Origin of the sequence: Protaetiibacter intestinalis (assembly GCF_003627075.1) — a bacterium.
Classification (GTDB): domain Bacteria; phylum Actinomycetota; class Actinomycetes; order Actinomycetales; family Microbacteriaceae; genus Homoserinibacter; species Homoserinibacter intestinalis.
In genome coordinates this window covers 1,159,196-1,175,431 of sequence record NZ_CP032630.1, presented here as the reverse complement: position 1 = coordinate 1,175,431, position 16,236 = coordinate 1,159,196, and the positions used below count along the sequence as shown (strand labels likewise).

19 protein-coding genes are annotated in these 16,236 nt (G+C 71.5%); 14 read left to right on the top strand and 5 right to left on the bottom strand.

The genetic code is table 11. The annotated features are described in order from the left end of the window. The first annotated feature begins 51 nt into the window (after positions 1 to 51). The 7 genes from D7I47_RS05660 (at position 52) to D7I47_RS05630 (ending at position 6,851) form a co-directional block, all read left to right on the top strand. Positions 52 to 1,107, top strand: coding sequence for a histidinol-phosphate transaminase (locus tag D7I47_RS05660; protein WP_120762141.1), 1,056 nt, complete (start codon positions 52 to 54; stop codon positions 1,105 to 1,107). Positions 1,108 to 1,143: 36 nt separating this feature from the next. Then, positions 1,144 to 2,262, top strand: a complete 1,119-nt coding sequence (locus D7I47_RS05655) for a thiamine pyrophosphate-dependent dehydrogenase E1 component subunit alpha (protein ID WP_120762140.1) — start codon at positions 1,144 to 1,146, stop codon at positions 2,260 to 2,262. A gap of 8 nt (positions 2,263 to 2,270) precedes the next feature. Then, positions 2,271 to 3,239 carry an alpha-ketoacid dehydrogenase subunit beta gene (locus tag D7I47_RS05650; protein WP_405083449.1) on the top strand — a complete coding sequence of 323 codons (969 nt, stop codon included), beginning with the start codon at positions 2,271 to 2,273 and terminating at the stop codon, positions 3,237 to 3,239. 25 nt (positions 3,240 to 3,264) lie between these two features. Beyond that, positions 3,265 to 4,593, top strand: a complete 1,329-nt coding sequence (locus tag D7I47_RS05645; RefSeq protein WP_120762138.1) for a dihydrolipoamide acetyltransferase family protein — start codon at positions 3,265 to 3,267, stop codon at positions 4,591 to 4,593. Positions 4,594 to 4,771: 178 nt separating this feature from the next. After that, the gene (locus tag D7I47_RS05640) at positions 4,772 to 5,590 is read left to right on the top strand and encodes a metal ABC transporter ATP-binding protein (RefSeq protein WP_120762137.1); all 819 of its coding nucleotides are present in this window, start codon (positions 4,772 to 4,774) and stop codon (positions 5,588 to 5,590) included. Further along, positions 5,587 to 6,459 (top strand): metal ABC transporter permease, encoded by an 873-nt coding sequence (locus tag D7I47_RS05635; protein ID WP_120762136.1) that lies wholly within the window; start codon positions 5,587 to 5,589, stop codon positions 6,457 to 6,459. Before D7I47_RS05640 ends, D7I47_RS05635 begins: the two co-directional genes overlap by 4 nt. Continuing rightward, positions 6,456 to 6,851: a Fur family transcriptional regulator gene (locus D7I47_RS05630; RefSeq protein ID WP_120762135.1), complete on the top strand. Its 396-nt coding sequence runs from the start codon at positions 6,456 to 6,458 to the stop codon at positions 6,849 to 6,851. Before D7I47_RS05635 ends, D7I47_RS05630 begins: the two co-directional genes overlap by 4 nt. A gap of 3 nt (positions 6,852 to 6,854) precedes the next feature. On the opposite strand, the gene D7I47_RS05625 is transcribed toward D7I47_RS05630, so the two are convergent. Together D7I47_RS05625 and D7I47_RS05620 are read right to left on the bottom strand one after the other, a co-directional pair. Further along, positions 6,855 to 7,256: a PIN domain-containing protein gene (locus D7I47_RS05625; RefSeq protein WP_120762134.1), complete on the bottom strand. Its 402-nt coding sequence runs from the start codon at positions 7,254 to 7,256 to the stop codon at positions 6,855 to 6,857. After that, complete coding sequence (locus D7I47_RS05620; RefSeq protein WP_120762133.1) at positions 7,253 to 7,501, bottom strand: AbrB/MazE/SpoVT family DNA-binding domain-containing protein; 249 nt, start codon at positions 7,499 to 7,501, stop codon at positions 7,253 to 7,255. Before D7I47_RS05620 ends, D7I47_RS05625 begins: the two co-directional genes overlap by 4 nt. A gap of 255 nt (positions 7,502 to 7,756) precedes the next feature. On the opposite strand from D7I47_RS05620, the gene rpmB reads away from it, so the two are divergent. The 5 genes from rpmB to D7I47_RS05595 all read left to right on the top strand — a co-directional run bounded on the left by rpmB (position 7,757) and on the right by D7I47_RS05595 (position 11,056). Next, positions 7,757 to 7,993 (top strand): 50S ribosomal protein L28, encoded by a 237-nt coding sequence (gene rpmB / locus D7I47_RS05615; protein ID WP_120762132.1) that lies wholly within the window; start codon positions 7,757 to 7,759, stop codon positions 7,991 to 7,993. A gap of 1 nt (position 7,994) precedes the next feature. Then, on the top strand, positions 7,995 to 8,165 hold the full coding sequence (gene rpmG / locus D7I47_RS05610) for a 50S ribosomal protein L33 (protein ID WP_120762131.1): 171 nt from the start codon (positions 7,995 to 7,997) through the stop codon (positions 8,163 to 8,165). 3 nt (positions 8,166 to 8,168) lie between these two features. Then, entirely contained in the window at positions 8,169 to 8,474 is a 306-nt protein-coding gene (rpsN, locus tag D7I47_RS05605; protein ID WP_120762130.1) for a 30S ribosomal protein S14, read from the top strand. A gap of 247 nt (positions 8,475 to 8,721) precedes the next feature. Continuing rightward, the gene (locus D7I47_RS05600; RefSeq protein WP_120762129.1) at positions 8,722 to 9,006 is read left to right on the top strand and encodes an HU family DNA-binding protein; all 285 of its coding nucleotides are present in this window, start codon (positions 8,722 to 8,724) and stop codon (positions 9,004 to 9,006) included. Positions 9,007 to 9,094: 88 nt separating this feature from the next. Beyond that, a complete protein-coding gene (locus D7I47_RS05595; protein ID WP_120762128.1) occupies positions 9,095 to 11,056 on the top strand; it encodes a cytochrome c oxidase assembly protein in 1,962 nt (653 codons plus the stop codon). Here the strand turns inward: D7I47_RS05595 and D7I47_RS05590 are convergent. Further along, positions 11,050 to 11,991 carry a hypothetical protein gene (locus D7I47_RS05590; protein WP_120762127.1) on the bottom strand — a complete coding sequence of 314 codons (942 nt, stop codon included), beginning with the start codon at positions 11,989 to 11,991 and terminating at the stop codon, positions 11,050 to 11,052. The two genes, D7I47_RS05595 and D7I47_RS05590, sit on opposite strands and share 7 nt — an antisense overlap. 59 nt (positions 11,992 to 12,050) lie before the next feature. On the opposite strand from D7I47_RS05590, the gene D7I47_RS05585 reads away from it, so the two are divergent. Next, on the top strand, positions 12,051 to 13,343 hold the full coding sequence (locus D7I47_RS05585) for an ATP-dependent DNA helicase (protein WP_120762126.1): 1,293 nt from the start codon (positions 12,051 to 12,053) through the stop codon (positions 13,341 to 13,343). 18 nt (positions 13,344 to 13,361) lie between these two features. Here the strand turns inward: D7I47_RS05585 and D7I47_RS05580 are convergent, their stop codons facing one another. Further along, positions 13,362 to 14,738: a serine hydrolase domain-containing protein gene (locus tag D7I47_RS05580; protein WP_120762125.1), complete on the bottom strand. Its 1,377-nt coding sequence runs from the start codon at positions 14,736 to 14,738 to the stop codon at positions 13,362 to 13,364. Between the two features lie 3 nt (positions 14,739 to 14,741). Then, entirely contained in the window at positions 14,742 to 15,767 is a 1,026-nt protein-coding gene (locus tag D7I47_RS05575; RefSeq protein ID WP_120762124.1) for a 6-phosphofructokinase, read from the bottom strand. Positions 15,768 to 15,879: 112 nt separating this feature from the next. Between D7I47_RS05575 and D7I47_RS05570 the strand changes: the two genes are divergently transcribed. Beyond that, complete coding sequence (locus D7I47_RS05570) at positions 15,880 to 16,221, top strand: DUF4190 domain-containing protein (RefSeq protein WP_120762123.1); 342 nt, start codon at positions 15,880 to 15,882, stop codon at positions 16,219 to 16,221. The last annotated feature ends 15 nt before the right edge of the window (positions 16,222 to 16,236 follow it).

Below are 16,236 nucleotides of genomic sequence, written 5' to 3'. Positions count from 1 at the left end.
CATCCCAGTGGCCCCGATGATTCGCCAGGAGGGCGCCCTAGGCTGGGCGGCATGCCCGTGGTCCTCCGCCCCGAGATCGCCGCCCTCGACCCCTACCGCCAGGGCCGCGCGGCGCCCGCCGACGCATTCAAGCTGTCCTCCAACGAGAGCCCGTTCCCGACGCTCCCCGCCGTGCTCGACGCCGTCGCCGCATCCGAGCTGCCGCGCTACCCCGACGGCTCCGCCGCCGGACTGCGCGTCCGGCTCGCGGAGCGCTTCGGCGTCACCGTCGACGAGGTGCACGTGGGCGCCGGCTCGGTGTCGATCCTGCACCAGCTCGCCCAGGCGACCTCCGGTCCCGGCGACGAGATCCTCTACGCCTGGCGCTCCTTCGAGGCCTACCCCGGCATCGTCACCGTCTCGGGCGCGACGAGCGTCACCGTGCCGAACCTGCCCGACGGCTCGCACGACCTGCCGGCGATGGCCGCGGCCGTGACCGACCGCACCCGGCTCATCCTGGTGTGCACCCCCAACAACCCGACGAGCGCCGTCGTCACCGCCGAGGCCTTCGAAGCCTTCATGGACTCCGTACCCGACACGGTGCTCGTGGTGCTCGACGAGGCCTACCGCGAGTTCGTGACCGACCCGGATGCCGTCGAGGGCATCCCGCTGCTCGAGCGCTACCCGAACCTCGTCGTGCTGCGCACCTTCTCGAAGGCCTACGGCCTCGCGGGGCTGCGCGTCGGCTACGCGATCGGCCCGTCGTACGTGCTCGACGCCGCCCGCGCCACCGCGATCGCCCTCTCGGTGACCGAGCCCGCCCAGCGTGCCGCGCTCGCCGCCCTCGACCACGAGGCCGAGTACGCCGCCCAGGTGGCCGAGCTCACGGCCCGCCGCGACGAGATCCGCGACGCCCTGCGGGCCCAGGGCTGGAACATCCCGGAGCCCCAGGGCAACTTCGTCTGGCTGCCCACCGGGCAGCACACGGCCGCCGCCGCGCAGCTGCTCGAGGAGCACGGGATCGTCGCCCGGGTGTTCGCGCCCGAAGGCATCCGCGTGACCGTGGGGGAGGCGGAATCTGTGGCCCCCCTCATCGGGGCCGCGGAAAAGGTTGTGCGAACCCTCTGACTTCGGCGGAATACGCCCGCGGATAGGGTGGTGCCTATGTCTTACACCGAGGCGACGATCCAGTTGCTCTCGCCGCAGGGCTCCCTCCTCGAGAACGACACCTCGGCCCCCTATCTGCCGTATCTCGCAGCCCTCGACGAGCAGCGACTGCGCGACTTCCACCGGCAGATGGTGGTCATCCGGCGCTTCGACATCGAGGCGGGCAACCTGCAGCGCCAGGGCCAGCTCGCGCTCTGGATCCCGAGCCTCGGCCAGGAGGCCGCCCAGGTCGGCTCCGGGTACGCCGCCCGGCCCCAGGACCACATCTTCCCCGCCTACCGCGAGCACGCCGTGGGACGCATCCGCGGCCTCGACGTCATGAAGCTCATCGAGATGCTGCGCGGCCAGAGCCACGGCGGCTGGGTGCCGGAGGAGACCGGCAACTTCCACCTCTACACGCTCGTCATCGGCTCGCAGTCGCTGCACGCCACCGGCTACGCGATGGGCATCGCCCTCGACGGCGCGAGCGGCACCGGCGACCCCGAGAAGGATGCGGCGGTGCTCGTCTACTTCGGCGACGGAGCCACCAGCCAGGGCGATGTCAACGAGGCGTTCGTCTTCGCGGCCAGCTACCAGACCCCGCAGGTGTTCTTCCTGCAGAACAACCACTGGGCGATCTCGGTGCCCGTCGAGCGCCAGTCGCGCACCCCGCTCTACCTGCGCCCGGCCGGCTTCGGCATCCCGAGCGTGCAGATCGACGGCAACGACGTGCTCGCCAGCTACGCCGTCACCGCGGCGGGCCTGGATGCCGCCCGCGCCGGCAAGGGACCGTGCTTCATCGAGGCGCTCACCTACCGGATGGGCGCCCACACCACGAGCGACGACCCCACCAAGTACCGCGAGGACGACGACGTCGCGTTCTGGAGCGAGCGCGACCCGATCGCCCGCTTCGAGGCGTACCTGCGCTCGCTCGGCGAGGGCGACGACTTCTTCCGCGACGTCGCGACCGAGGCAGAGGACCTGGCATCCGACATCCGCCGCCGCACGCTCGAGATCGAGCCGCCGACCGCCGCCAAGGTGTTCGAGCACGTCTACAGCGAGCCGCACCCGCTCGTCGCCGACGAGGCCGCCTGGTACACCGCCTACGAGGCCGGCTTCGAGGAGGGCGGCGCGTGACCGAGCGGATGCTGCCGATGGCGAAGGCCATCAACGAGGGACTGCGCGCGGCGCTCGCCGCCGACGACAAGGTGCTCCTCATGGGTGAGGACATCGGCACCCTCGGCGGGGTGTTCCGCGTGACCGAGGGGCTGAAGGCCGAGTTCGGCGAGGACCGGGTGCTCGACACCCCGCTCGCCGAGTCGGGCATCGTCGGCACCGCGATCGGCCTCGCCATGCGCGGCTACCGGCCGGTGTGCGAGATCCAGTTCGACGGCTTCATCTTCCCCGGCTTCGACCAGATCACCTCGCAGCTCGCGAAGCTCACCTACCGGCACGAGGGGTCCGCGAGGTTCCCCGTCGTCATCCGGGTGCCGTACGGCGGGCACATCGGCGCCGTCGAGCACCACCAGGAGAGCCCCGAGGCCTACTTCGCGCACACCCCGGGCCTGCGCGTGGTGAGCCCCGCCACCTCCAACGACGCGTACTGGATGATCCAGCAGGCGATCGCCTCCGACGACCCGGTGCTGTTCTTCGAGCCGAAGGCGCGCTACTGGCAGAAGGGCGAGGTGGCCGACGACGGCGTGCCCGCGCCGCTGCACAGCTCGCGCGTCGTGCGCACCGGCACCCAGGTGACGCTCGTCGGGCACGGCGCCATGGTCGCCCAGCTGCTGCAGGCGGCCGAGGTGGCCGAGTCGGAGGGCACGAGCGTCGAGGTGATCGACCTGCGCTCGCTCTCGCCCCTCGACTACGCGCCGATCCTGGCGTCCGTGCAGAAGACCGGGCGGCTCGTCGTCGCCCAGGAGGCGCCCGGCAACGTGTCGGTCGGCTCCGAGGTCGCCGCGACCGTCGCCGAGCGCGCCTTCTACTCGCTCGAGGCGCCCGTGCTGCGGGTGTCGGGTTTCGACACCCCCTTCCCGCCCGCCAAGCTCGAGGGCGTCTACCTTCCGGATGTGGACCGCATCCTCGAGGCCGTCGACCGCTCGCTCGCCTACTGAACCCCGACCCGTAAGGAGTCCCCGCGTGGCCCATGCAGAGTTCCCGCTGCCGGACGTCGGCGAAGGTCTCACCGAGGCCGAGATCGTCGCGTGGAAGGTCAAGCCCGGTGACACCGTCACGGTGAACCAGGTGCTCGTCGAGATCGAGACCGCCAAGTCGCTCGTCGAGCTGCCGTCGCCGTTCGCGGGCACCGTCACCGAACTGCTCGCCGAGGAGGGCACCACCGTCGAGGTGGGCGCGCCCATCATCCGGGTCGACTCCGCCGGCGGCACGATCGAGCTGCAGGCGCCCGCCAACGACTCCGAGAGCCTCGGCACCGTCTCCGACCCCGTGCACATGGGCGACAAGGACGACGCCGGCTCCGGCGCCGTGCTCGTCGGCTACGGCTCGAAGGGCGGCCACGGCGCCACCCGCCGTCGGCGCCCCGGAGCGGCCGTGCCCGTGGAGGGTGCGGATGCCGCCCCCGCCCGCACGGCGCCGCGGGCCCCCAGCGCGCCCGTCATCGCGAAGCCGCCCATCCGCAAGCTCGCGAAGGACCTCGACGTCGACCTGCAGCAGGTGACCGCGACCGGCCCCGGCGGCGAGGTGCTGCGCGAGGACGTCATCCGGCAGGCCGAGCAGGCGAGCGTCTTCCGCAACATCCAGACGCCCGCCTGGCCCACCGAACGCGAGGAGCGCATCCCCGTCAAGGGCGTGCGCAAGGCGACCGCGCAGGCGATGGTGACCTCCGCGTTCACGGCGCCGCACGTGTCGGTGTTCACCGACGTCAACGCCACCCGCACGATGGAGTACGTCAAGCGGTTGAAGGCCTCGCCCGACTTCGCCGGCGTGCGCGTCTCGCCGCTGCTCGTCATGGCGAAGGCGATCATCTGGGCGGTGCGGCGCAACCCCACCGTCAACTCCTCGTGGACGGACGAGGAGATCATCGTGCGCCACTACGTGAACCTCGGCATCGCCGCCGCCACCCCGCGCGGCCTCATCGTGCCGAACGTCAAGGACGCGCAGGACCTGTCGATGCTCGAGCTCGCGCAGTCCCTCGAGCAGCTGACCCTCACGGCGCGCGAGGGCAAGACGCAGCCCGCCGAGATGTCGGGCGGCACCATCACCATCACCAACCTCGGCTCCTTCGGCATGGACACCGGCACGCCGATCCTCAACCCCGGCGAGGTGGCGATCGTCGCGCTCGGCGCGATCAAGCAGAAGCCGTGGGTGGTGGACGGCGAGGTGCGTCCCGCCTACGTGACGACCGTCGGCGCCTCCTTCGACCACCGCGTCGTCGACGGCGATGTCGCCTCCCGCTTCACCGCCGACGTCGCCTCCGTGCTCGAGGAGCCGGCCCTCTTGCTCGATTAGGGTCGTGTCCGCTTCGCGGGGGAACGGGGGCGCCACCGTCGGAAAAGCAGGCTCAAATCGCGTCACCGTGGGCGCAGGCACGAGAGATGCGCGGTTGCGCCTGCTTTCCGCGCACCTTCTTCTTCCACACAACAGCACCCCGCAGCGGATGAGAACGGTTCTCAGGTAGCATGGCGCGGTGACGGATGCGGTGCTCGAGGTGCGGGATGCGGAGCTGCGGCTCGGCGCGCGCACGCTGTGGTCGGGCCTCGACCTCGAGGTGGGGCGCGGCGAGTTCCTTGCCGTGCTCGGCGCGAACGGCTCGGGCAAGACGAGCCTGCTGAAGGCGATCCTCGGGCAGCATCCGCTCGCGGCCGGCGAGATCCGCTTCGAGGGCGAGCCCGTGCACCGCGGCGACCGCCGCATCGGCTACATCCCGCAGCAGCGCGGACAGGATCCGGCCCTGCGCATCCGGGGCCGCGACCTCGTGCGGCTCGGTGTCGACGGGCACCGCTGGGGACCGGGCCGGCCGAACGCCGCCCGCAGAGCCCGCGTCGACGAGCTGCTCGAGGCGGTCGGCGCCGCCCACTACGCGAAGGTGCCGGTGGCGCTGCTCTCGGGCGGCGAGCAGCAGCGGCTGCGCGTCGGGCAGGCGCTCGCCGGCGACCCGAGCCTCGTGCTGTGCGACGAACCGCTCGGTTCGCTCGACCTGCGCGCCCAGCGCGTGGTGAGCGAGCTCATCGACCGGCATCGCCGCGCGAGCGGCTTCGGCGTGCTGTTCGTCACGCACGACGTGAACCCCGTGCTCGGCATGGTCGACCGGGTGCTCTACCTCGCGGGTGGGCGCTTCCGCATCGGCGCCCCCGACGAGGTGCTCACGAGCGAGGTGCTGAGCGAGCTGTACCAGGCGCCGATCGACGTCATCCGCACCCACGGGCGGGTCGTGATCGTCGGCGCCCCCGACCACTCCCACCACGAGCACGAGCACCACGGTCACCGCCACGGGGGTGCCGCGTGAACGACTGGTGGAGCGCCCTGTTCGACTTCAGCGACTACGGGGCGCTGCTGGCCCTGCTGCACAACTCGCTGCTCGCGGGGGCGGTGCTCGGGATCGCGGGGGGCCTCATCGGGGTCTTCGTGATGACGCGCGACCTGGCCTTCGCGGTGCACGGCATCAGCGAGCTGTCGTTCGCGGGTGCCGCCGCGGGCCTGCTGTTCGGGGTCGGGGTGGTCGAGGGATCGGTGATCGGCTCGGTCGTCGCCGCGCTCATCATCGGGCTGCTCGGGGCGCGGGCGCGCGAGCGCAACTCGATCACCGCGGTGCTCATGCCGTTCGGGCTGGGCCTCGGCATCCTGTGCCTGGCGCTGTACCCGGGCCGCGCCTCCACCAAGTTCGGGCTGCTGACCGGCCAGATCGTGGCCGTCGACGACCCGCGGCTCGGCGCCCTCGCGCTCGTGTGCGGCATCGTCGTGGTGGGGCTGCTCGTCATGTGGCGCCCGCTCAGCTTCGCGAGCCTGGATGCGGATGTCGCGGCCGCCCGCGGCGTTCCGGTGCGCGCCATCTCGATCGCGTTCATGCTGCTGCTCGGCCTCGCGGTCGCCGCGAGCATCCAGATCGTCGGGGCGCTGCTCGTGCTCTCGGTGCTCGTGACGCCCGCGGCGGCGGCGCTGCGCATCTCGAGCTCGCCGCTGTGGGTGCCGCTGCTCTCGATGGGGTTCGCGCTCGTCTCGCTCGTGGGCGGCATCCTGCTCGCCCTCGGTGCGAGCGTGCCGATCAGCCCCTACGTCACCACCATCTCGTTCCTCATCTGGGTGGTGTGCGTCCTGGTGGGTCGACGGAGGCGGGATCGCCGTACCCTGGAGGTCAGGGAGGTGGCGGCACCGTGAAGCGGAACACCTGGCAGCGCGAGGCCGTGCGCGACGCACTCGGCCGCACCGAGGGCTTCGTGTCGGCTCAGGCGCTGCACGCCTCGCTGCGGGGAACCGGCTCCGAGGTGGGGCTCGCGACCGTCTACCGGGCGCTCGCCGACCTCGCCCACGAGGGTGAGGCCGACTCGCTCGTGCAGGAGGGCGAGAGCCTCTACCGCGCGTGCACGCCCGGCTCGCACCACCACCACCTGATCTGCCGCAGCTGCGGCAAGGCGGTCGAGATCTCGGCGGATCCCGTGGAGGCCTGGGCGCGCCAGGTGGCCGCCGAGCACGGCTTCACCGCGCCGGAGCACGTGGTCGACGTCTTCGGGCTGTGCCCCGAGTGCAGCGCCGCGGCATCCGCCCACTGACGGTCAGCCGGCAGTTTCCACGAGTCGCCAGCCGAGCTTCTTCGACGCCCGACGATCGAATGTAACGGTATCGGTCACCCCGAACAGCTCGCCGCTGGCCGCGATGAGCGCGTCGGCGAAGTCCGCGCCGTCGTCGGCGAGAGCGAGCGCACGGACCACGCTCTCGCCGTCTTCGAACTCGAGTTCGCGCGTCTCGACGAGCCCGCGGATGACGGCCAGGCGCGCCTCCCGGGAGACCCTGTAGCCGCGCTTGAGCACCCAGTCGACCTCGGCCAACACGACGTGCGTGATGAACCCGGGCCGGGCTCGCGTGAGGGTCCCCAGGAAGGCCGTGGCCAGCGGAGTCTGCACGGCGTCGTCACGCAGGACGTGGCGGAGGATGACGTTCGTGTCGACCCCAATCACCGGGCGACGCTCTCCCGGTAGGACTCCGCGACGGCTTCACCGATCGCCTCGTCCATCTCTTCGACCGTGAGGTGGGGCATGCCCTCGTAGTGCAGGATGCCCGCAAGGTCCATGATGCTGCCGGTGCGGGCGACGATGTTGTACTGACCGTTCGGCAGCTTCACGAACATGACCTGTGAGCCGGCTTCGAGGTTGAGATCGTCGCGCACCTCCTTGGGCACGGTGATCTGCCCCTTGCTGGTCATTGTCGCAGTCGGCATCTCGCACTCCTTACTCAACATCCAGGACCTTACCGGAGGAGTTGAAGTAAGGCTAGCCGCGCGAGGTCACTCCGAGTGGCGGATACGGCATCCGTCCGGTATCTTGGGAGGGTTGCGCAGCAATGCGCTTCCTTGTGCGCCGTCGCGACCACCGGATCCGTCCGGAGGATCTCGATCTGGCGTGCCGACAAGTGACCTTGGGTGGGGCGCTCGCCCCACGGTAGAGAACAGGAAAGAACCATGGCAGCTGTGTGCCAGGTGACCGGAGCCGTTCCCGGCTTCGGACACAACATCTCGCACTCGCACCGCCGGACGAAGCGCCGCTTCGACCCGAACGTGCAGAAGAAGAAGTACTACGTCCCGTCGCTCAAGCGCACCGTGACCCTGACCGTGTCCGCCAAGGGCATCAAGGTGATCGACGCACGCGGCATCGAGGCGGTCGTCCAGGACCTCCTCGCACGAGGGGAGAAGATCTGAGATGGCCAAGAAGGCTCAGGACGTCCGTCCGATCATCAAGCTCCGCTCGACCGCCGGTACCGGGTACACCTACGTGACCCGCAAGAACCGTCGCAACGACCCCGACCGCATCGTGCTGAAGAAGTACGACCCCATCGTGCGCAAGCACGTCGAGTTCCGAGAGGAGCGTTAAGCAATGGCCAAGAAGAGCAAGATCGCGAAGAACGAGCAGCGGAAGGTCATCGTCGAGCGCTACGCCGCGAAGCGCCTCGAGCTCAAGAAGGCGCTCGTGGACCCGAACTCGACCGACGAGCAGCGCGAGGCCGCCCGCGTGGGCCTGCAGAAGCTGCCCCGCGACGCGTCGCCCATCCGCGTGCGCAGCCGCGACGCCATCGACGGCCGCCCCCGCGGTGTGCTGTCGAACTACGGCGTCTCGCGTGTGCGTTTCCGCGACATGGCGCACCGTGGCGAGCTGCCCGGCGTGACCAAGTCGAGCTGGTAAGCACCGCACCACACGTCCGAGGGGGCGTCGGCATCGCGCCGGCGCCCCCTCGTCGTGTTCCGGGGGCCCGCGAAACCCTCAACCATCACCTGAGGCCGAGTTGCGAAATGGGGCCGAAAAGCCCGGGAATGTCGGGGATCACTGGTAGTTTCGAGCACGGTTCAGGGGTAGACAGCCTCGGGGCCGACCCCCGCAGAACCTCACCGGTGCTGCATCAGATCAAGAAACCGTCCGAGGAGGACACCCCATGGCTGACACCCTCAACAAGAGCGACCTCGTGGCGGCGATCGCCGCGGAGACCGGCGAGAGCCAGGCGGCCGTCGGCAAGGTCGTCGACGCGTTCTTCTCCGTCGTGGCCTCGCAGGTCGGCGGCGGCAAGAAGGTCAGCATCCCCGGCTGGCTCTCCTTCGAGAAGACCCACCGTGCCGCCCGTGCGGGCCGCAACCCCGCGACCGGCGAGACCATCCAGATCGCTGCGTCGAACGGCGTGAGCGTGAAGGCCGGCTCGAAGCTGAAGGCCGCCGTCAAGTAACGACAGCCTCACCGCGCAGGGCGCCGACCGGAGCAGGTCGGCGCCCTGCCGCGTTCTCGGGCCCGGATGCGGCGCTTAAGCTGGATGCGTGCGGCGCCTCGCGTGGGTCACCGGACCCGCCATCCTCCTGATCGCCGCGCTCGCGGCGGTGCTCGTGGCGCTCGCCGTCGGCGGCGGAGCCGACCCACTGCCGCTCGTCGACCCGGGCGCGGTCGTGCGCTACGGCATCCCGATCGCCACGATCCTCGTCGACCTCGGCGCCGCCGGCACGATCGGCGCCCTCGTGCTCGCGTGCTTCGCCCTCACCCCCGGCGAGAAGGCCTACGAGCGCGCGGCGGATGTCGCCGCCGCCTGCGCGGGCGTCTGGACGGTCGCCTCCGCGGCGATGGCGTTCCTGCTGTTCCAGAGCCTCTACGTCGCCGCCCCGAACCTCGACGACGCCTACGGGCAGCAGCTCGGCACCTTCCTCACCGACGTCTCGGTCGGCCGCGCCTGGCTCACCACGACCCTCGTCGCGGCGGCCGCCACCGCCCTCTGCTTCGCCGTGCGCCACGTGGCGGTGCTCGCCTTCGTCGCCGTCGGCTCGGCCCTCGGCCTCATCCCCGTCGCCCAGCAGGGCCACGCCGGCTCGACCGCCGACCACGACCTCGCCATCACCTCCATCTGGCTGCACATCGTGTTCGTGTGCGTGTGGCTCGGCGGCCTGCTGACGCTCGTGCTCGTGCGGCGCCAGCTCGACGAGGAACGCTTGCGCACCGTGCTCGCGCGCTACTCGAGCGTCGCGCTCGTGTGCTTCGTCGTCGTGGCGGTCTCGGGCTACGTCTCCGCCGCCATCCGGGTCGGCGAACTGGGCGCCCTCGGCACCCCTTACGGCCTGCTCGTGCTCGCCAAGGTCGCCGCCCTGCTCGTGCTGGGCGCGCTCGGCGCCGTGCAGCGGCGGTTCGTGATCCCGCGGGTGCGGGACGCCGCGCCCCGCTGGTTCCGGATGCTGGTGCTCGCCGAGCTCGCCTTCATGGGCATCGCGGCGGGCGTCGCCGCGGCCCTCGCCCGCACTGCGCCGCCGGTGGACGAGGTGCCGACGACGGAACTCGCCACCCCCACCCCGGCCGAGTATCTGACCGGCCGCGAGCTCCCGCCCGAGCTCACCCCCATCCGCTTCCTCACCGAGTGGCGGCTCGACCTGCTGTGGGCGCTCGTGGTGGCGTTCGGGGTGTTCTTCTACCTCGCGGGCGTGTGGCGCCTGCACCGGCGCGGCGACCGCTGGCCCTGGTACCGCACGGTGCTGTGGCTCGCCGGGTTCGCGGTGCTGCTGTGGGTCACCAACGGCGCCCCGGCCGTGTACGAGCAGTTCCTGTTCTCGACGCACATGCTCGGCCACATGATCCTCACCATGGCGATCCCCGTGCTGCTCGTGCTCGCGGCGCCCGTCACGCTCGCGGCCCGCGCCATCCGCCGCCGCGACGACGACAGCCGGGGCGGGCGCGAGTGGATCCTGTGGGCCGTGCAGTCGCCCGTCGCCGGCGTGCTCACCAACCCGCTCGTCGCGGCCGTGCTGTTCGCGGGGTCGCTGTGGCTCTTCTACTACACCGATATCTTCCGCTGGGCCGTCACCGACCACGTGGGGCACGTGTGGATGGTCGTGCACTTCCTCATCACCGGCTACCTGTTCGTGCTCGTGCTGGTGGGCGTCGACCCCGTGAAGAAGCGCCCGCCGTATGCGCTGCGGCTCGTGCTGCTGCTCGCCACGATGGGCTTCCACGCCTTCTTCGGGCTCGCGATCATGTCGAACACCGGCCTGCTGCTGGCCGACTGGTTCGGCGCCATGGGCCGCACCTGGGGGCTGATGCCGCTCGAGGACCAGCAGTGGGGCGGCGGGATCGCGTGGTCGGTGGGCGAGATCCCCACCGTGATCCTGGCGATCGCGGTCGCCATCCAGTGGGGCCGCAGCGACGAACGCGAGGCGAAGCGCCTCGACCGGGCCGCCGACCGCGACGGGGATGCCGAGCTCGCGGCCTACAACGAGATGCTCGCGCGCCGCGGCGGTCAGTAGCCGGGGATCAGCGCGACGCGGTCGTCGTCGAACGCGATGAGGTAGTTCGCGTCGAAGGGCACGTCCTCCTCGAGGGTCGAGATCGTGCCGTCGAAGATCGACTGCACCTCGACGCTCAGGTGCGCGACGCCGTGCACGGGCGGCACCGCCCACAGCCCGATCTCGTCGGATGCGGCGATCTCGGCATCCGGCATCTCCGCGATCGTCCAGAGCGGCTCGGAGGCCACGCGGTCCTCGATCGACCAGCCGAACGGGCAGCCGGTCGGGAACAGCACCGTCTGCGCGGCGCACGCGTCGAGGTCGGCCTCCATCGCCTCCTGCACGGCGGCGACGAAGGCGTCGTTCGGTTCGACGTCGACGGTCAGCGACTGGGCGGTGCCCGTCGCGACCACCGTGGTCGGGTCGGCGTGCAGGAACGCGGAGTCGTGGCCCACCCGGTAGATGCCGGGGGTGAGTGCGGCGAAGGCGACCGGCTCGCCCCCGTCGATCGTCAGCGGCACCTCGCCCACGGTGAGACGCTCGTCTCCCGTCGTGCCGAGCTCGAGCTCGGTCACGGGTGAGCTCGCGAACCCCCAGGCCGGGAACAGCAGGAACCGCGAACCGGTGCGCTCGACCCGCAGCACGGCCTCGTGGTCGAGGTGCGTGGCCCCGAAGGCGACCCGGACGGCGTGCACGCCGCCGCGCTCCGTGTCGCCGCGCACCTCGAAGCGGAAGGTGCCGAGCGCGGCCGGGTCGAGCAGGGCGTCGTCGAGGCCCTCGTCGTCGACCCCCGGCAGCGCGAGCACCTCGTCGACGCGACCCGCGGCGAGCGCGCGCAGGTAGTCCTCGGCGAACGACGCCGCCGAGAACACGGTCGCGTTGGCGACGGCCACGCCGCCCGCGATCGCCCCGCCCACCACGAGCACCGCTCCCGCCCAGGCCAGTGCGATCCGCATGCTCCACATTCTGCCGTGCCCGTCCGGCCGTGCCCTCCCGGCTCGGTTAGCCTGCTGGGATGCCGCGCACCGAACTCGCCCCCGAGCAGCGGGCGGTGTTCGAGGCGATCGAGACGACGCGCGACCACATCTTCGTGACCGGCCGCGCCGGAACCGGCAAGTCGACGCTGCTCGAGCACCTCGCGTGGAACACCTCCAAGCAGCTCGTCATCTGCGCACCCACCGGGGTCGCGGCGCTCAACGTGGGCGGGCAGACCATCCACTCGCTGTTCCGGCTGCCGATCGGGGTCATCGCCGACCACGAGATCGAGCAGTCGGCCGAGCTCAAGAAGCTGCTCAACGCCATCGAGACGCTCGTCGTCGACGAGGTGTCGATGGTCAACGCCGACCTGCTGGATGCCATGGACCGCAGCCTCCGGCAGGCGCGGCTGAAGCCGCACGAGCCGTTCGGCGGGGTGCAGCTCGTGCTCTTCGGCGACCCGTTCCAGCTCGCACCCGTGCCGGGCGACGGCGACGAGCGCGCCTACTTCGCCGACCGCTACCGCTCCATGTGGTTCTTCGACGCGAAGGTGTGGGACGAGACCGACCTCACCATCTACGAGCTCGGCACCATCCACCGCCAGCACGAGCTCGAGTTCAAGCAGCTGCTCAACGCGGTGCGGCACGGGATGGTGACCGCCGAGATGGCGGGGCGCCTCAACTCGGTGGGCGCGCGCCCGGCGCCCGAGGAGGGCGCCATCACCCTCGCCACGACCAATGCCACGGTCACCCGGATCAACGCATCCGCCCTCGGCCGGCTGCCGGGTCGGGCGATGAGCGCCATCGCCGACGTGACCGGCGACTTCGGGGGGCGCGCCTACCCGGCCGACGAGAAGCTCGAGCTGAAGGTGGGGGCGCAGGTCATGTTCCTGCGCAACGACGCGGGCGGCGAGGGCCGCTGGGTCAACGGCACCATCGGCGAGGTGGTGCGCATCGCCGACAACGTGACGGTCGACATCGACGGCGAGCGGCACGAGGTGGCGCCCGCCACCTGGGAGCGCTACAAGTACAGCTACTCGCCCGTCACCAAGCAGCTGACCCGGGATGTGGTGGCCGAGTTCACGCAGTTCCCGCTGCGGCTCGCGTGGGCGGTCACCATCCACAAGTCGCAGGGCAAGAGCTACGACCGCGCGATCGTCGACCTCGGGCCGCGCAGCTTCGCGCCCGGGCAGACCTACGTGGCGCTCAGCCGGCTGACCGCCCTCGACGGCCTGCACCTGACGCGGCCGCTGCGCCCGTCCGACATCATCGTCGACGACGACGTGCGCCGATTCATGGGGCGGGCGAAGCCCATCCCGGGCATCGAGGCGTAGCGGGCGGGTGCCCGTACCTCACGGTGTCGTGGGCGCGACGTCGAGCTTCTGGATGCGGGGGCTCGCGTGCGGCGTCACGAGGATGCGGCAACGCAGGGCGCCGTGCGGACCGCGCAGCTCCCAGGCGGCGTCGGCGGGGGTGGTGTGGGCGAAGGCATCCTCGACCGTGACGCCGCCGATGCGGTCGAGCTGCGCCGCGAGCTCGGCGAGACGCCGCGGGAGCGGGAGGTCGAGCCCGACGCAGTCGTCGAGCAGGGCGGCATCCGGAAGCCCACCCGCCGCGAGCGCGGCGCGGGTCGCCTCGGCGAGGGCGAGGGTCTCGGGCCACGGCGTGGCGTTCGGGGTCGCAGCCGCGAGGGGGGCCGCCGGGGCGGGGAAGGCGGCATCGAACGCAGCGGTCACGGCGTCCGTCAGCCGCGTGTAGCCGGCGTTCTCGAAGACGACCGCGCCGAGGTCCGCGCCCTCCACCCACTCCATGCGGGTCGTGAACCCGGGGTAGCCGCCGCTGTGGCCGACGAAGCGGCGACCCGCGGCATCCGCGCGCACCATGAGGCCGAGGCCGTAGGCGTGCCAGGCGCCCGCGGGATCGCCGCTCACGGGGGTCACCGCCTGCCGCATCCGCTCGCCGACCGAGGCGGGCAGCGCCGAGTGCTCGGCGAAGCCCGCGAGCAGCGCCGCCCAGCGGGCCAGATCGTGCGCGGTGCTGAACAGTCCGCCGATCGGCGAGAAGGCGCCGGGCCCGCTCACCGGCTGCGCCTCCCAGCCGTCAGGACCCGGTCGGAACCCGGTCGCGACCCCGGCGGGTGCGCCGACCGTCTCGTTGAAGCCCGTACCGCCGAGCCTCAGCGGCTCGAGCAGCCGCGACTCGACCAGACGCCGGAACGGCATCCCGCCCCGCAGCCCCAGGATGCGGCCCGCGATCGCGTAGCCGAGGTTCGAGTACTCGAAACGCTCGCCCGCCGGCCACATCACGCGCACGCCCTCACCCAGCAGTCGGGCGAAGGCGTCGTCGGAGAGCGACTCCTGCCGGTCGGCCCACGGGTCGTCGGTGGGGAAGCCGCCGCGCATCGCGAGGGCGTCGCGCACCGTCGGCGCCGCGCCGGTCGCCCCGACGAGCCGCAGCGGCACGTCGAGCGCGTCGGCGAGCGGCTCGTCGAGGTCGAGCAGGCCGTCGTCGGCGAGCAGCAGAGCGGATGCCGCGGTGAAGCTCTTCGTGCACGACGCGATCCGGAAGGCCAGCTGCGCGGGATCCGGCGGCAGCGCACCCGCCGCATCCACCCGCACGAGACCGCTGCCGTCGAACACCCCGCGCACCTGTGCCGGCGTGCGCTCGCCGACGCGCGGCGACAGACCCGCGTCGAGCGCCGCGGCGAGCCGGTCGGCGGGGGCGGTCACGGGTCAGCCGAACAGGATCGCGGCCTCGTCGTACCGCGACTGCGGCACCGTCTTGAGGCGACCGAGCGCATCCTCGAACGGCACCGTGACGATCTGGGTGCCGCGCAGCGCCACCATCTTGCCCCACTGCTCCTCGAGCACGACGTCGATCACGGCCATGCCGTAGCGGGTGGCGAGCACGCGGTCGTAGGCGGTCGGCGTGCCGCCGCGCTGGATGTGGCCGAGGGTCGTCGCGCGGGTCTCGATGCCCGTGCGCTCCTCGATCTCGGGGGCGAGCATGTCGCCGATGCCGCCGAGCCGCGGGCGGCCGAAGGCGTCGAGGCCGCGCTCCGAGTGGGCGTCGTCCATGACGTCGAGCTTGAAGCCCTCCGCGACGACGATGAGCGGGGCGCGACCGCGCGAGCGGGCCGAGTCGACCCATCCGCAGATCTCGTCCATGCTCGTCTTGCGCTCCGGGATGAGGATCGCGTGCGCACCCGCGGCCATGCCCGAGTGCAGGGCGATCCAGCCCACGTGCCGGCCCATGACCTCCGCGACCATGCAGCGGCCGTGCGAGTCGCCCGTGGTGCGCAGGCGGTCCATCGCCTCGGTGGCGATCTCGACCGCGGTGTCGAAACCGAAGGTGTAGTCGGTGGCCGAGAGGTCGTTGTCGACCGTCTTCGGCACGCCCACGATCTGGATGCCCTCGTCGGTGAGGCGCTTCGCCGCCGCCAGGGTGCCCTCGCCGCCGATCGCGACGATCGCGTCGATGCCCTGGTCGGACATCACCTCCTTGACGCGCGGCACCCCGCCGTACTCGAAGGGGTTGGTGCGCGAGGTGCCGAGGATCGTGCCGCCCTGCTTGGAGATGCCCATCACCTGGGGTCGGCCGAGCGGATGGATGTCGGCCTCGACGAGGCCCTTCCAGCCGTCCTTGATGCCGACGAACTCGATGTCGTCGTGCTGTGTGATGCCCTTCAGGACCGCGCCGCGGATGACCGCGTTCAGCCCGGGACAGTCGCCGCCACTGGTGAGGATTCCGATCTTCACCCGCTCATCATCCCCTATTTCGGCGCGCGGCTCTCGCGCGGGTTCGCGCGCAGTCGGTAGAGTGCCCCCGGATCGGGTGTCATCCGATCCCTCGTCCACCACTAGGAGAGTCATGACCGACCCCAACGTCCCCGCCGCCCCCGCACCGCAGCCCGCAGCCGCGGCGCCCGGCAGCTACCCCGGAAAGGGCCTCGGCATCGCCGGCCTCATCCTGAGCATCTTCGTCGCCATCGTCGGCCTCATCCTGAGCATCGTCGCGCTGCGTCAGTCGAAGAAGGCCGGATACGGCAACGTGCCCGCCGTCGTCGGCATCATCATCGGCATCCTCGGATCGATCGGCTGGATCATCTTCTGGATCGTCATCATCGGCACCGCGGTCGCGCTCGCGAGCCAGTGTGCGGAGCTCGGCCCCGGCGTGCACGAGGTCGGCGGCGTCACCATCACCTGCAGCTGAACCACACCCCCTATC

What these genes read in the sequence shown, in the direction of transcription:
- D7I47_RS05650 (WP_405083449.1), top strand. Translation starts at nt 2,271, where the DNA reads ATGCTGCCGATGGCGAAGGCCATCAACGAGGGACTGCGCGCGGCGCTC.
- rpsN (WP_120762130.1), top strand. Translation starts at nt 8,169, where the DNA reads ATGGCCAAGAAGAGCAAGATCGCGAAGAACGAGCAGCGGAAGGTCATC.
- rpmG (WP_120762131.1), top strand. Translation starts at nt 7,995, where the DNA reads ATGGCCAAGAAGGCTCAGGACGTCCGTCCGATCATCAAGCTCCGCTCG.
- D7I47_RS05585 (WP_120762126.1), top strand. Translation starts at nt 12,051, where the DNA reads ATGCCGCGCACCGAACTCGCCCCCGAGCAGCGGGCGGTGTTCGAGGCG.
- D7I47_RS05570 (WP_120762123.1), top strand. Translation starts at nt 15,880, where the DNA reads ATGACCGACCCCAACGTCCCCGCCGCCCCCGCACCGCAGCCCGCAGCC.
- D7I47_RS05660 (WP_120762141.1), top strand. Translation starts at nt 52, where the DNA reads ATGCCCGTGGTCCTCCGCCCCGAGATCGCCGCCCTCGACCCCTACCGC.
- D7I47_RS05600 (WP_120762129.1), top strand. Translation starts at nt 8,722, where the DNA reads ATGGCTGACACCCTCAACAAGAGCGACCTCGTGGCGGCGATCGCCGCG.
- D7I47_RS05620 (WP_120762133.1), bottom strand. Translation starts at nt 7,501, where the DNA reads ATGACCAGCAAGGGGCAGATCACCGTGCCCAAGGAGGTGCGCGACGAT.
- rpmB (WP_120762132.1), top strand. Translation starts at nt 7,757, where the DNA reads ATGGCAGCTGTGTGCCAGGTGACCGGAGCCGTTCCCGGCTTCGGACAC.
- D7I47_RS05655 (WP_120762140.1), top strand. Translation starts at nt 1,144, where the DNA reads ATGTCTTACACCGAGGCGACGATCCAGTTGCTCTCGCCGCAGGGCTCC.
- D7I47_RS05590 (WP_120762127.1), bottom strand. Translation starts at nt 11,991, where the DNA reads ATGCGGATCGCACTGGCCTGGGCGGGAGCGGTGCTCGTGGTGGGCGGG.